This is a genomic window from Streptomyces griseorubiginosus (genome assembly GCF_001514195.1).
Taxonomy (GTDB): domain Bacteria; phylum Actinomycetota; class Actinomycetes; order Streptomycetales; family Streptomycetaceae; genus Streptomyces; species Streptomyces griseorubiginosus.
Window position 1 is genome coordinate 133,897 of the sequence record NZ_KQ948746.1, and the last position, 12,965, is coordinate 146,861.

The following is a 12,965-nucleotide window of genomic DNA, read 5'->3' on the forward strand; positions in this document are numbered from 1 at the left end:
GTCAAGATCTGTCTTTTCTCGTCAACCTTTAGTCAAATACCGATCACTTGCCTGGATAGGGGAGAGGTACAAGTGACGGACAGATCCTGGACGTTCAGGACCGCCGCGACGGTCGTGGCGATAGCCGCGGCCTCGGCCACGTTCTCGACGTTCGCCGTGGCGCAGGCCGCGGAGAAGCCCGCGGGCACCCCCGCGGTGGACCGGCAGGACCCGCAGCCTGCCAAGGCCAAGGAGCACGACTTCGACGGCCCGTACAGCCGCACGCAGGACGCCCAGCGTGAGGAAGCCCTCCAGCAGGTCATCGCCGGTCAGGCGACGGTCAAGGAGAGGAACGGCTCGAAGGTCGTCCAGCTCAAGGGCCGCAAGGGCGGCAGCAAGTACGTCGAGCTCGGCCGCGAGAAGACCGACAAGATCTTCACGATCCTCGTCGAGTTCGGCGACCAGGTCGACCCCCGCTACGGCGGCACCCCCGGCCCCCTGCACAACCGCATCGAGGCTCCGGACCGCAAGACCAACAACAGCACCGACTGGCAGGCCGACTTCGACCGGGCCCACTACCAGGACCTGTACTTCGGCAAGGGCAACGCCACGCTCAAGTCGTACTACGAGAAGCAGTCCTCGGGCCGCTACTCGGTCGACGGCGAGGTCACCGACTGGGTCAAGGTGCCCTACAACGAGGCCCGTTACGGCTCCAACGACGCCGCGACCGGTGCCTGGTACGCGGTCCAGGACGGCGTGAACGCCTGGGTCGCGCAGCGCGAGGCCGCCGGTGACACGGCCGCCGAGATATCCGCGGAGCTGGCCGAGTTCGACCAGTGGGACCGCTACGACTACGACGGCGACGGGAACTTCAACGAGCCGGACGGCTACATCGACCACTTCCAGATCGTGCACGCCGGCGAGGACGAGTCCGCGGGCGGCGGCGCGCAGGGCGAGGACGCCATCTGGGCGCACCGCTGGTACGCCTTCGGCACCGACAAGGGCGTCACCGGACCCGACACCAACAAGCGCGGCGGCACCGAGATCGGTGACACCGGCGTCTGGGTCGGCGACTACACCATCCAGCCGGAGAACGGTGGCCTCGGCGTCTTCGCGCACGAGTACGGCCACGACCTCGGCCTGCCCGACGAGTACGACACCTCCGGCGGCGGCGAGAACTCCACCGGCTTCTGGACGCTGATGTCGTCCGGCTCCTGGCTCGGCACGGGCAAGGACGCGATCGGTGACCTGCCCGGCGACATGAACGCCTGGGACAAGCTCCAACTGGGCTGGCTGGACTACGAGGTGGCCAAGGCCGGCAAGCGGTCCCACCACAAGCTGGGCGTCGCGGAGTACAACACCAAGGACCCGCAGGCCCTCGTGGTCCAGCTGCCGAAGAAGCCGGTCACCACCGAGGTGACCACCCCGGCGCAGGGTGCCACCCAGTGGTGGAGCGACACCGGCGACGACCTCGAGAACACCCTGACCCGCACGGTCGACCTCACCGGCAAGTCCGCCGCCTCCCTCACCCTCGACGGCTGGTGGGACATCGAGCAGGACTACGACTACCTGTACGCCGAGGTCTCCACCGACGGCGGCGCCAACTACACCCCGCTCGACGGCACGTTGGCCGACGGCACCGCCATCCCGCGGGACGGCAGCGGCAAGCCGGCCCTCACCGGCTCGGTCGCGGCGTACCAGAAGCTGACCTACCCGCTGAACTCCTACGCGGGCAAGAAGGTCAGCCTGCGCTTCCGTTACGCCACCGACGGCGGCACGTCCCTCAAGGGCTTCGCGGCCGACGAGATCACGCTGACCGCGGACGGCTCGGTCCTCTTCTCGGACAACGCGGAGAGCGCGGACACCGCCTGGACCGCGAAGGGCTTCCGCCGGGTCGGCGCCTCCTTCACCGACGAGTACGCGCAGTACTACATCGCCGAGAACCGCCAATACGTGTCGTACGACAAGGTGTTGAAGGTCGGCCCGTACAACTACGGCTTCTCGACGACCCGTCCGGACTGGGTGGAGCACTACGCCTACCAGAACGGCCTGTTGATCTGGAAGTGGGACACCTCCCAGAAGGACGACAACACCAGCGCGCACGCGGGCCGGGGTCTGATCCTGCCGATCGACTCGCACCCGACCGCGCTGAAGTGGTCCGACGGCACGCTGATGCGCAACCGCATCCAGGCCTACGACTCGACCTTCAGCTGGTACCCGACGGACGGCATCACGCTCCACAAGGCCGACGTCGCGACGAAGATCAAGTCCCAGCCCGGTGTCCCGGTCTTCGACGACGGACGCTCGACGTACTACGACGAGACCAACCCGCTCGCGGGCGTCAAGATCACTGACACCAACACCCGGATCACGATCGTGAAGGAGCCCCTGAACGGCTCGACGATCACGCTCCAGGTCGGACCTTCGGCCAAGAAGAAGTAAAACCACAGGTCAGAAGCGTATCGGCGGCAACCCCTGGCGGGTTGCCGCCGATCGTGTTTAGGTGCGTGCTGTGACTTCCTTATTGACACCGACGCACACGGGGGTGTGACTGCATGGCCGCAGGAGGTTTCTGCAAGCTGCCGAACGGCACCGTGGTGGTGGCACTGAACCTGCCCCGCCCGCCCGCCGCCGGCTGCGGCAGCATGCGGGTGCTCGTCCACGCCCAGAACCGGGCGCGCGCCCTGACCAGGCTGCGCAACCTGGGGCTGCGCGCGGTCTACCTGCGGGGCAACGCGGCGCCCCCGAGCCCCGACGAGATCACGGCCGTACTGCACCATCCGGACGGCCTCATATGGCGTACCGCCCCTGACAACGCTGTCTCGGGCGGTCCCGAGCTCGCCCAGGAGCTGTGGCACCCGATCAGGATGCTGAGGCGGTCCGCGGCGGCCTGACCGGGCCTCCGACGACCGAGCCCCCGACGACCGGGGCCCCCGGGAGCGGCGGCTCTCGGGGGCTCTCGGGGGTCTTGGAGGCGTTGAGGACCGTGAGGTCTGCGGCAGGCCTACCGCGGGTCCTGGTCGAACTTCGAGACGGACCAGCGGTAGCCGAGCACCGCGAGACCGACGCACCAGGCGAGGGCCAGCCACCCGTTGTTCCCGATCTCCGTGCCCAGGAGCAGTCCGCGCAGGGTCTCGATGGCCGGGGTGAAGGGCTGGTACTCGGCGATCGGCTGGAACCAGCCCGGCATCGCGTGGACCGGCACGAACGCGCTGGAGATCAGCGGCAGGAAGATCAGCGGCATGGCGTTGTTGCTCGCCGCCTCCGCGTTGGGGCTGACCAGGCCCATGCCGACCGCGATCCAGGTGAGCGCGGTGGCGAAGAGCACGAGCAGTCCGAAGGCCGCGAGCCACTCCAGGGCGGTGGCGTCCGTCGAGCGGAAGCCGACCGCGACCCCCACGGCACCGACCAGGACCACGCTGATCACGGACTGGAGCACGCTGCCGACGACGTGCCCCACGAGCACCGAACCGCGGTGGATCGCCATCGTCCGGAAGCGGGCGATGATGCCCTCGCTCATGTCGTTGGAGACGGAGACCGCGGTCCCGATGGTGGTGGAGCCGATGGTCATCAGCAGCAGGCCCGGGACCAGGTAGGCCACGTACGCCGAGCGGCCCGCGCCGGCGCCGCCGATGCCCGCGCTCATGGTGTCGCCGAAGACGTAGACGAAGAGCAGCAACAGCATGATCGGCGTGAGCAGCAGGTTCAGGGTGAGGGAGGGGTAGCGCCGGGCGTGCAGGAGGTTGCGGCGCAGCATGGTGGAGGAGTCGCGGACGGCGAGAGAGAGGGTGCTCATCGGACGGTCTCCTTGGGTTGCCGGGGCAGGTGCGGCTGGTCGTCCCCGCCGGTGAGGGCGAAGAACACGTCGTCGAGGTCGGGGGTGTGCACGGTCAGCTCGTCGGCCTCGACCCCGGCCGTGTCGAGCCGGCCGAGGAGGGAGCGCAGCTCGCGCTGGCTGCCGCCGCTGGGGATCCGGAGCGTCAGGGTCTCGTCGTCGGCGGTCGTCTCGGGCAGGGCGGCGAGGGCCGCCCGGTAGGCCGCCGGGTCGGTGAAACGGAGCCGGACATGGCCGCCGGGGACGAGCCGTTTGAGCTCCTCGGCGGTGCCCTGCGCGGCGATCCCGCCGTCGTGCAGGACCGCGATCCGGTCGGCGAGCTGGTCGGCCTCCTCCAGGTACTGCGTGGTGAGCAGCACGGTGACCCCGCCCGCGACCAGCTCCCGCACGACCTGCCACATGGCGTGCCGGGAGCGCGGGTCGAGTCCGGTGGTGGGCTCGTCGAGGAAGATGATCCGCGGCCCGCCGACCAGGGTCATGGCGATGTCGAGTCGGCGCTTCATCCCGCCGGAGTAGGTGGAGGCGGGCTTGCGGGCCGCCTCCGTGAGGTCGAACCGCTCCAGGAGCTCGGCGGTCACCCGTCGGCCCTCGCTCCGGGAGAGGTGGTGCAGGTCCGCCATCAGGAGCATGTTCTCCTCGCCGGTGATCAGTCCGTCCACGGCCGAGAACTGCCCGGTGACCCCGATCGCGGCCCGCACGGCCTGCGGGTCCCTGGCCAGGTCGTGGCCGCCGACGTGGATGTCCCCGGTGCCGGGGTCGGCGGAGATCAGCGTGGAGAGGATCTTGACGACGGTGGTCTTGCCGGCGCCGTTCGGGCCGAGCAGGGAGAACACCGTGCCCTGCGGGACGGCCAGGTCGACGCCGTCGAGGACGGTCTTGTCGCCGTAGGACTTGCGCAGCCCGTTCGCCGCGATGGCCAGGTCGGTCATGGGGAGTGCTCCTTGTCGGTGTCGGCATGGGCCGCGAGGGCGGCGGTGACGGTCACAGGGCGCGGGCGGTGATGTCGCCGTAGCTGGTGGTCGCGCGGATGTGCAGGTCGGCGGTGGCCCCGTCGGTGTTCCTGAGCGTGTTGCTGATCCGGCCGTGGCCGGTGCCGGCGTCCAGGGAGGCGGAGGTCCCCCGGGCCGCGTCGACGGAGATGTCGCCCTTCTGGGTGGTCAGCACGGCCGTGCCGCGCACCGCCTCGGCGATCCGGATGTCACCGCGCTGGGTGCTGATCTCCGCGGGGCCGCCCAGCCGGCCGATCGAGACGTCGCCGTCGGCGGCGGTGAGCCGGACGGTCGCGGCCTCGTCGATCTTGACCGGGCCGTACGCGCCCTCGAAGGTCACGTCGCCGAGGCGTCCGACGGCCCGGAACCCGGCGGCGGCCGCCCTGGCCTCGACGCGGGAGTCCGCCGGCAGCCGGACCGTCACCTCGACGGAGCCGGTGGGGCCGAAGTACTGGTTCTTGGCGGCCGGGGCCGCGATCCGCAGGACTCCGTCGTCGTAGGACACCTGGATCTGTTCGGCCGCCTTCACGTCGCGGCTCTTGCTGGCGTCGGCGGGCAGTACCTCGACCGTGGTGTCGGCGCGGTCGGCGGCGATGACCTGGATACGGCCGGCGGGGATGTCGAGGAAGGTGCTGACAGGGGTGGTGGTGGCGAAGGTGTGCATCACTGGCTCCAGTGCTCGTTGCTGTTTCCGATAGGGGAAAGCTACGTTGCGTTCACGATATCGGCAATAAGCAAGTTGCACATGGATGCAGTAATAGCAGCTCAGAGGCTATTTTTCATTGCAACGACCCTGAAGGTAATGCAACGTCAGATGGGCGGTCGTTGCAATAGGATGGAAATGAACGCTATGCTGACGCCGCCACGGACCACGAAGGAGAACCGCGATGCCGGGAGGCCGACTCACCCAGCAGGAACGGCAGCAGATCGCGCTGGGACTGGCCGACGGGCTCGCCTACGCGGAGATCGCCCGACGCCTGGACCGGCCGACCTCGACCGTCACCCGCGAGGTCATGCGCAACGGCGGGCCCACCGCCTACCGTGCCGACCTCGCCCACCGCGCCACCGAACACCGCGCCCACCGCCGCAGGCACGCCGCGCCCCGGGGAGCGGAGGCGCCCCCGCAGGCGCACGGGCGGGACGCGGAGGCGGTGCGGGCCTACGAGGAGACGCTGACCACCGTCTTCATGCAGTCCGGCACGCCCAAGATGATGGCCCGGGTGATGGCCTCGCTCACCCTCAGCGACGCGGGCAGCCTCACCGCGGCCGACCTGGTGCGGCGCCTCCAGGTCAGTCCGGCGTCCGTCTCCAAGGCGGTCGCGTTCCTGGAGGGCCAGGGGATGGTCCGGCGGGAGCGCGACGAGCGCCGGCGGGAGCGCTATGTCGTCGACGACGAGATCATGTACGAGGCGATGATGGCCAGCGCCCGCTCCACCGCCCAGGTCGCCGAGACCGCACGCCAGGGCGTCCCGGTCCTCGGCTCGGGCACCCCGGCCGCCACCCGGCTGGAGAACATGGCCCGCTTCCTGGACTTCATCTCGGAAAGCATCGCCCGCGCCGCCGACCAGGCCCGCGAGGTCCTCCACACCAAGCCGGGGGTACCGCGGCAGGACACCGGGGGCTAGGACGGGTCACCCGGACCACGGGGGTCGGGCCCGCCGCCACGCCGCCCCGGTGTGTGTCACACCACCGGCTTGCCCGTGAGCTCCACGCCCGCCGCGCGCAGCTCCTCGATCGCCCGCTCGGTGGTGGCCTCGGCGACGCCCGCGGTCAGGTCCAGCAGCACCTGGGTGCGGAAGCCCTCGCGCGCCGCGTCCAGCGCCGTGGCCCGGACGCAGTGGTCCGTGGCGATCCCGACCACGTCCACCTCCGAGACGTCCCGTGTCCGCAGCCACTCGGCCAGCGTCACGCCGTTCTCGTCGGTGCCCTCGAACCCGCTGTACGCCGCCGAGTAAGCCCCCTTGTCGAACACGGCGTCGATGGCGCCGGACGCCACGGCGGGAGCGAAGTTGGGGTGGAACCCGACCCCTTCCGTGCCGGCGACACAGTGCGCGGGCCAGGAGTGCACGAAGTCGGGGTTGTCGGCGAAGTGGCCGCCGGGCGCGATGTGGTGGTCCCGGGTGGCCACCACGTGCTGGTAGCCGGAGCCCGCCGCCTGCCCGATCAGCTCGGTGACGGCGGCGGCCACGTCGGCGCCGCCGGCCACCGCGAGACTGCCCCCCTCGCAGAAGTCGTTCTGCACGTCGACGACGATCAAGGCGCGGCGCATGGTGGGTGTCCTTCGACTGGTGAGTGAACTTATGAGCCTAGAGACTGCGGGCACCCGGCGGGAGGGGGCATGGCCGGGCGCGTTCGGTGCGACAGCCGCTGGCGAGGCCGCCCTTCGGGCGACGACGGGAATTGTCGGACAGGCCCTAGCTACCCGTGCGCCCGGTGACGTACTCCGTCGGAAGGACGGGTTCCCCTCGCGACAACTGGGTCGCCGACAACGGCAGGTTGGCCCGTGCGGCCGCGTGCCGGTCCCGTACGACGTCCAGCGGCTCCCGTGCGACGACCTCGCCGCCCTTGACCAGCTCGACGAGCAGCTGCCGGTCCGCCAGCGCGGGCGGCACCGCTCCCGTGCCCACCACCTCGGCCTCGGCGATCCCCTCCGCGTCCAGCCGCCGCGCGGCCCACTTGCGGCCGCCGACCGAGGTCTTGCCCCCGGAGGACTTCTTCGCGACCGGGATCAGCGGGGCCTTCGGGTCGTCGGACTCGGCGCGCGCGACCAGCTTGTAGACCATCGACGCGGTCGGGTGCCCGGACCCGGTCACCAGCTGGGTGCCGACGCCGTACGCGTCCACCGGGGCCACGGCCAGCGAGGCGATGGCGTACTCGTCGAGGTCGGAGGTGACGATGATCCGCGTCCCCTTCGCGCCCAGCTCGTCCAGCTGCTGCCGTACCCGGTGGGCGACCAGCAGCAGGTCGCCGGAGTCGATGCGCACGGCCCCCAGCTCGGGCCCGGCCACCTCGACGGCCGTACGGACGGCCTCGGTGACGTCGTACGTGTCGACGAGCAGGGTAGTGCCGCGGCCCAGCGAGTTCACCTGCGCCTGGAAGGCGTCCCGCTCCCGGTCGTGCAGGAGGGTGAAGGCGTGGGCGGAGGTGCCGACGGTGGGGATGCCGTAGCGGAAGCCGGCGGCGAGGTCGGAGGTGGTGGCGAAGCCGCCGACGTAGGCGGCGCGGGCGGCGGCGACCGCGGACAGCTCGTGGGTGCGGCGGGCGCCCATCTCGATGAGGGGCCTGTCCCCGGCGGCCGAGGACATCCGGGAGGCGGCCGCGGCTATCGCGGAGTCGTGGTTGAGGATCGACAGGATGACGGTCTCCAGGAGCACGCACTCGGCGAAGGAGCCCTCCACCCGCATGATCGGCGAGCCCGGGAAGTACACCTCGCCCTCCGGGTAGCCCCAGATGTCCCCGCCGAAGCGGTAGGAGCCGAGCCAGTCGAGGGTCTCCTCGTCGACGATGTCCCGCTCCCGCAGGAAGCCGATGACGTCCGCGTCGAAGCGGAAGTTCTCCACCGCGTCGAGCACCCGGCCGGTGCCCGCGACGACGCCGTAGCGCCGCCCGTCCGGCAGCCGGCGGGTGAAGACCTCGAACACGCTCCGCCGTTCGGCGGTACCCGCCTTCAGGGCGGCCTGCACCATCGTGAGCTCGTACTGGTCCGTGAAGAGCGCCGTCGAGGGAACGTCCACCGGCAGCCCAAGGTCCGCTGTGTTCATAACAACGGATGCTACCCCACTTCGCGTCAGTGTGACGATTTATGGTGCCCGTGGCAGCATGGGCCGTGTGACGTCACCCGCTCCCGTAGAGATCGAACGCACCGAGTCGGCGGAGGAGGTCTTCGCCGTACCCGAGCCGGACGTCCCCTGGGTCACGATCGTCCACAACGACCCGGTCAACCTCATGAGCTACGTGACCTACGTCTTCCAGACGTACTTCGGGTACTCGAAGGACAAGGCCACCAAGCTCATGATGGACGTCCACCACAAGGGCCGGGCGGTCGTCTCCAGCGGCAGCCGCGAGGAGATGGAGCGCGACGTGCAGGCGATGCACGGCTACGGTCTGTGGGCCACCCTCCAGCAGGACCGGAAGTAGCGCGTCCACTCCGTGCGCGCCCCCTGGAACCGCCCCGGCGTCCCGGGAGCCTGCGCGCACGAGGCCGCCTCCGCCCCCGGGCCTTACGGCCACCTCCCCGGCCTTACGGCCCCCGGTCCTACGGCCACCCCCCGGCCTTACGGCCACCCCACCGCCTCGTCCGTCTCGCGACCGCCCGCACCGGACCCCGCTCGAACCCGCCGGACCCCGCTCGAACCCGCCCGACACCGATGGATCCCCGCTCGACCCCGCTCGAACCCGCCCGACACCGATGGATCCCCGCTCGACACCGCTCGAACCCGCCCGACACCGATGGATCCCCGCTCGACACCGCTCGAACCCGCCCGACACCGATCGGCCTCCGCTCGAACCCGCCCGACCCCGTTCGCGAAGCACCCGCCCCGCCCGGCCGACCTGATCCCCGAGGACACTCCCTGATGCCAGGAACCTTCGAACCGATCCCCGGCGGCGGCGCGGCCGTCGCCCTCGACGAGGTCGAGATCTCCATCATCCGGTCGCTGGCCGTCCAGCTCCTCGAACTCATCGGGCCGGGGCCCGCCGAGGACGCCCCCGACGACCCGCTCGCCGAGCTCTTCGCCGAGGGGCCGAGCGAGCCGCCCTCCGACCCGGTGCTCAAGCGGCTGTTCCCGGACGCCTACAGCGACCCCGAGGGCACGCCGGAGGCCGCGGCCGCCGAGGAACAGCGGGCCTACTCCTCGGAGTTCCGCCGCTACACCGAGAACGACCTGCGGGCCGGCAAGCGCGAGAACGCCCTCGCGGTGGTCCGCACCCTGGACGCGCTCCAGGTCGCGGGCGACGGCGGGGCCGTCCTCAAGCTGTCGGCCGACGAGTCCCGGCAGTGGCTCGGCGCCCTCAACGACCTGCGCCTTGCGATCGGCTCCCGCCTCGACATCACCGACGAGGAGGACACCGACCTCCTCTACCGGCTCCCTGACGAGGACCCGCGCAAGCCCATGGTGATGGCCTACCTCTGGCTCGGCGGCCTCCAGGAGACCCTCGTGACGACCCTTATGCCGTGAGATGTGACGGTTCTGTGTTCGCTCAGAGGACGCTCAAATCCGGATAACGATCACGTCACCACGCTGACGGCTTTCGTTCCACCCCCGCGCCCTTTGTCCGCTTCTCCCTGTGCCCTGCGCCACATCGCGCCCGGGCGATCTCTGTTGCGGCCGTGATAAATCTTCACGACCGCCCGGCCGAACACCACCCTTATGTTCGCCCGGGTGCGCCACAGCGCCGGTAACCGCCGGCCTGGCTCAGCGAACCCGGGGAGGCCCGAGCGCGCCCCCACGCCGCCCGGCACGCACTCTCGCCGCACCGGCCAAAGACCCACGTGGCTCCGCCACGAAGGCCTTCGTCCGGCACGCCGAGAGCATGCACCGAACGACGCGGGAGCGCACCCGGACTTCCCCGAGCCCGCTCACTCCATCAATCCGGGGGGATCGAAACCCGATCCGTGGCCGACAAGAGGCCCGGGTCGGCATGGAGAAAGGCGCACCACACCATGACCTCCGCTCAGGTCGACACAGGCTCGGGCCCCGGGTCCGAGAAGGCACCCGAAGAGGGGTACGAGCGCGGACTCGGCAGCCGCCAGGTCCAGATGATCGCGATCGGCGGCGCCATCGGCGTCGGGCTCTTCCTCAAGGCCGGGGCGAACATCGCCAAGGCCGGCCCCAGCCTCATCCTGATGTACGCCCTCGCCGGCGTGATCATCTTCTTCATCATGCGGGCCCTCGGCGAGCTGCTGCTCTACCGTCCGGTCTCCGGCTCCTTCGCCGAGTACTCCCGGGAGTTCCTCGGCCCGTTCTTCGGCTACTTCACCGGCTGGACGTACTGGCTGATGTGGGTCGTCACCGGCATGGCCGAGCTGACGGCCGCCGCGATCTACGTCCACTACTGGTTCCCGGGCATCCCGCAGTGGGTGACGGCCCTGGTCTTCCTGGTCGTCCTCTTCACCGCGAACCTGATCTCGGTGAAGCTGTTCGGCGAGATCGAGTTCTGGGCCTCCATGATCAAGGTCACCGCCCTCATCGGCATGATCGTGATCGGCCTCGGCGTCCTCACCTTCGGCTTCAGCGACGCCGGTGACACCGCCGCCGTCTCCAACCTGTGGGCGTTCGACGGCTTCTTCCCCCACGGCATCGGCTCGTCCCTGATGACCCTCCAGGGCGTCATGTTCGCCTACCTCGCCGTCGAGCTCGTCGGCGTCACCGCGGGCGAGTCCGAGAACCCCGAGAAGACGCTCCCCAAGGCCATCAACACCCTCCCGTGGCGGATCGCCCTCTTCTACGTCGGCGCGCTCACCGTCATCCTCTGCGTCGTGAAGTGGACCGAGTTCGCCCCCGGCGTCTCCCCGTTCGTCGAGGCCTTCGCGAAGATAGGCATCCCGGCGGGCGCCGGCATCGTCAACTTCGTCGTCCTCACCGCGGCCCTGTCCTCCTGCAACTCCGGCATGTACTCCACCGGCCGCATGCTGCGGAACCTCGCCGACAGCGCGGAGGCCCCCGCGGCCTTCGGCAGGCTGTCCGCCACCAAGACCCCCGCGCTGGGCATCACCGTGTCGGTGCTCTTCATGGGCATCGGCGTGGTCCTGAACTACGTCGTCCCGGAGAAGGCGTTCAACTACGTCACCTCGGTCGCTGTCGGCGCCGGCATCTGGACCTGGCTCATGATCCTCGTCAGCCACGTCCTCTACCGCCGCGCGGTCACCGCGGGCCGCCTGCCCGCCTCCTCCTTCCCGGCGCCGGGCGGCTCGGTGGGCTCCTGGATCGCCATCGTGTTCCTGCTCTTCGTGACCGGCCTGATCATGAAGGACTCCGAGTCCCGGATCAGCCTGTACGTGCTCGCCGTGTGGGCCGTGATCCTCTGCGTCGGCTGGGTCGTGCTGAAGGCCCGGAACCCCCAGGTCGCGGACCGGCAGAAGCCGGAATTCGAGAAGGTCTCCAGTTAGGGAGCGCCCCGGCGCGTCCGGCATATGGGCTGCCCCGTACCACTCCTCGGTACCGGGCAGCCCTTCTGCTTATCCTGACCACCATGCTGACCATCACCCAGGCCCTCGTGGACCAGATCGTCGCGCACGCCCGCAAGGACCACCCCGACGAGGCGTGCGGAGTCGTCGCGGGCCCGGCCGGCTCGGACCGCCCGGAGCGCTTCATCCCGATGCTCAACGCGGCGATGTCCCCGACCTTCTACGAGTTCGACTCCGGCGACCTCCTCAAGCTCTACCGCGAGATGGACGACCGCGACGAGGAGCCGGTGATCGTCTACCACTCCCACACCGCGACCGAGGCCTACCCCTCCCGCACCGACATCTCCTACGCCAACGAGCCCGGCGCCCACTACGTCCTGGTCTCCACCGCGGACACCGACGGCCTCGGCGACTTCCAGTTCCGCTCGTACCGGATCGTGGAAGGCGAGGTCACGGAGGAGGAGGTCACGGTCGTCGAGGCCTACTGATCTCACAGTCCGGTCAGAATCCATCCAGTATGCGAGATCACACTCCGGGACCCGGACCGGGAATCGATACGATGAGCCCATGGTTCTGAACGACGTGAGCGAGAAGGCGCCGAGCATCCTGCTCGTGGCGCGGCTGCACGTCGACCTGTGCAGGCTGAACAGCGCCATCTGTTGACGTTCCCTGCCGCCGTACGGCCGTGAGCCGCGGCGCGCGTCGTCGTGCGCCCACCCGACCAGACACCTTCCGACAGGAGCCCGCAACCATGGCCATCGAGGTCCGCATCCCGACCATCCTCCGCACCTACACCGACGGCCAGAAGGCGGTGGAGGGCAACGGGACCACCCTCGCCGAGCTCTTCGCCGACCTCGAGACCCGGCACGCGGGCGTCCAGGCCCGCATCGTGGACGGCGGCGAGCTGCGCCGCTTCGTCAACGTCTACCTGAACGACGAGGACGTCCGCTTCCTCGACGGGATCAACACCAAGCTCACCGACGGCGACAACGTCACGATCCTGCCGGCCGTGGCCGGCGGCATGGCCTGATCGTCG

14 protein-coding genes are annotated in these 12,965 nt (G+C 70.0%); 9 read left to right on the top strand and 5 right to left on the bottom strand.

The window, feature by feature from the left end; genetic code table 11:
* Positions 1-72: 72 nt before the first annotated feature.
* Positions 73-2,421 carry an immune inhibitor A domain-containing protein gene (locus AQJ54_RS38615; RefSeq protein ID WP_062245719.1) on the top strand — a complete coding sequence of 783 codons (2,349 nt, stop codon included), beginning with the start codon at positions 73-75 and terminating at the stop codon, positions 2,419-2,421.
* 113 nt (positions 2,422-2,534) lie between these two features.
* Positions 2,535-2,873 (top strand): hypothetical protein, encoded by a 339-nt coding sequence (locus AQJ54_RS38620; protein WP_062031385.1) that lies wholly within the window; start codon positions 2,535-2,537, stop codon positions 2,871-2,873.
* 110 nt (positions 2,874-2,983) lie between these two features.
* On the opposite strand, the gene AQJ54_RS38625 is transcribed toward AQJ54_RS38620, so the two are convergent.
* The 3 genes from AQJ54_RS38625 to AQJ54_RS38635 are packed head-to-tail and all read right to left on the bottom strand — an operon-like array spanning position 2,984 to position 5,467.
* Complete coding sequence (locus AQJ54_RS38625) at positions 2,984-3,775, bottom strand: ABC transporter permease (RefSeq protein ID WP_062031382.1); 792 nt, start codon at positions 3,773-3,775, stop codon at positions 2,984-2,986.
* Complete coding sequence (locus AQJ54_RS38630) at positions 3,772-4,743, bottom strand: ATP-binding cassette domain-containing protein (RefSeq protein WP_062245721.1); 972 nt, start codon at positions 4,741-4,743, stop codon at positions 3,772-3,774. The genes AQJ54_RS38625 and AQJ54_RS38630 overlap by 4 nt, the downstream gene beginning before the upstream one ends.
* Before the next feature lie 52 nt (positions 4,744-4,795).
* Positions 4,796-5,467, bottom strand: coding sequence for a DUF4097 family beta strand repeat-containing protein (locus AQJ54_RS38635; protein ID WP_062245723.1), 672 nt, complete (start codon positions 5,465-5,467; stop codon positions 4,796-4,798).
* A 223-nt stretch (positions 5,468-5,690) separates the two neighbouring features.
* On the opposite strand from AQJ54_RS38635, the gene AQJ54_RS38640 reads away from it, so the two are divergent.
* Complete coding sequence (locus AQJ54_RS38640; RefSeq protein ID WP_062245725.1) at positions 5,691-6,428, top strand: helix-turn-helix domain-containing protein; 738 nt, start codon at positions 5,691-5,693, stop codon at positions 6,426-6,428.
* Positions 6,429-6,484: 56 nt separating this feature from the next.
* Here the strand turns inward: AQJ54_RS38640 and AQJ54_RS38645 are convergent, their stop codons facing one another.
* Positions 6,485-7,072, bottom strand: a complete 588-nt coding sequence (locus tag AQJ54_RS38645) for an isochorismatase family protein (RefSeq protein ID WP_062031370.1) — start codon at positions 7,070-7,072, stop codon at positions 6,485-6,487.
* Between the two features lie 145 nt (positions 7,073-7,217).
* Positions 7,218-8,564 carry a nicotinate phosphoribosyltransferase gene (locus AQJ54_RS38650; RefSeq protein WP_062245727.1) on the bottom strand — a complete coding sequence of 449 codons (1,347 nt, stop codon included), beginning with the start codon at positions 8,562-8,564 and terminating at the stop codon, positions 7,218-7,220.
* Between the two features lie 58 nt (positions 8,565-8,622).
* On the opposite strand from AQJ54_RS38650, the gene clpS reads away from it, so the two are divergent.
* The 6 genes from clpS to AQJ54_RS38675 all read left to right on the top strand — a co-directional run bounded on the left by clpS (position 8,623) and on the right by AQJ54_RS38675 (position 12,959).
* Positions 8,623-8,940 (top strand): ATP-dependent Clp protease adapter ClpS, encoded by a 318-nt coding sequence (gene clpS, locus AQJ54_RS38655; RefSeq protein ID WP_020138980.1) that lies wholly within the window; start codon positions 8,623-8,625, stop codon positions 8,938-8,940.
* A 437-nt stretch (positions 8,941-9,377) separates the two neighbouring features.
* On the top strand, positions 9,378-9,980 hold the full coding sequence (locus tag AQJ54_RS38660) for a DUF2017 domain-containing protein (RefSeq protein WP_062031364.1): 603 nt from the start codon (positions 9,378-9,380) through the stop codon (positions 9,978-9,980).
* 485 nt (positions 9,981-10,465) lie between these two features.
* Positions 10,466-11,911, top strand: coding sequence for an amino acid permease (locus AQJ54_RS38665; RefSeq protein ID WP_062031362.1), 1,446 nt, complete (start codon positions 10,466-10,468; stop codon positions 11,909-11,911).
* Between the two features lie 83 nt (positions 11,912-11,994).
* Entirely contained in the window at positions 11,995-12,417 is a 423-nt protein-coding gene (locus tag AQJ54_RS38670) for a M67 family metallopeptidase (RefSeq protein WP_030321039.1), read from the top strand.
* Between the two features lie 79 nt (positions 12,418-12,496).
* A complete protein-coding gene (locus tag AQJ54_RS47635; RefSeq protein WP_020138976.1) occupies positions 12,497-12,592 on the top strand; it encodes a putative leader peptide in 96 nt (31 codons plus the stop codon).
* 88 nt (positions 12,593-12,680) lie between these two features.
* Complete coding sequence (locus AQJ54_RS38675) at positions 12,681-12,959, top strand: MoaD/ThiS family protein (RefSeq protein WP_062031359.1); 279 nt, start codon at positions 12,681-12,683, stop codon at positions 12,957-12,959.
* The last annotated feature ends 6 nt before the right edge of the window (positions 12,960-12,965 follow it).

Excerpts from the sequence above, each read along its gene's own strand:
- AQJ54_RS38620 (WP_062031385.1), top strand. The coding sequence starts at position 2,535 with ATGGCCGCAGGAGGTTTCTGCAAGCTGCCGAACGGCACCGTGGTGGTG.
- AQJ54_RS38625 (WP_062031382.1), bottom strand. The coding sequence starts at position 3,775 with ATGAGCACCCTCTCTCTCGCCGTCCGCGACTCCTCCACCATGCTGCGC.
- AQJ54_RS38630 (WP_062245721.1), bottom strand. The coding sequence starts at position 4,743 with ATGACCGACCTGGCCATCGCGGCGAACGGGCTGCGCAAGTCCTACGGC.
- AQJ54_RS38635 (WP_062245723.1), bottom strand. The coding sequence starts at position 5,467 with ATGCACACCTTCGCCACCACCACCCCTGTCAGCACCTTCCTCGACATC.
- AQJ54_RS38640 (WP_062245725.1), top strand. The coding sequence starts at position 5,691 with ATGCCGGGAGGCCGACTCACCCAGCAGGAACGGCAGCAGATCGCGCTG.
- AQJ54_RS38645 (WP_062031370.1), bottom strand. The coding sequence starts at position 7,072 with ATGCGCCGCGCCTTGATCGTCGTCGACGTGCAGAACGACTTCTGCGAG.
- AQJ54_RS38650 (WP_062245727.1), bottom strand. The coding sequence starts at position 8,564 with ATGAACACAGCGGACCTTGGGCTGCCGGTGGACGTTCCCTCGACGGCG.
- clpS (WP_020138980.1), top strand. The coding sequence starts at position 8,623 with ATGGGCCGTGTGACGTCACCCGCTCCCGTAGAGATCGAACGCACCGAG.
- AQJ54_RS38660 (WP_062031364.1), top strand. The coding sequence starts at position 9,378 with ATGCCAGGAACCTTCGAACCGATCCCCGGCGGCGGCGCGGCCGTCGCC.
- AQJ54_RS38665 (WP_062031362.1), top strand. The coding sequence starts at position 10,466 with ATGACCTCCGCTCAGGTCGACACAGGCTCGGGCCCCGGGTCCGAGAAG.
- AQJ54_RS38670 (WP_030321039.1), top strand. The coding sequence starts at position 11,995 with ATGCTGACCATCACCCAGGCCCTCGTGGACCAGATCGTCGCGCACGCC.
- AQJ54_RS47635 (WP_020138976.1), top strand. The coding sequence starts at position 12,497 with ATGGTTCTGAACGACGTGAGCGAGAAGGCGCCGAGCATCCTGCTCGTG.
- AQJ54_RS38675 (WP_062031359.1), top strand. The coding sequence starts at position 12,681 with ATGGCCATCGAGGTCCGCATCCCGACCATCCTCCGCACCTACACCGAC.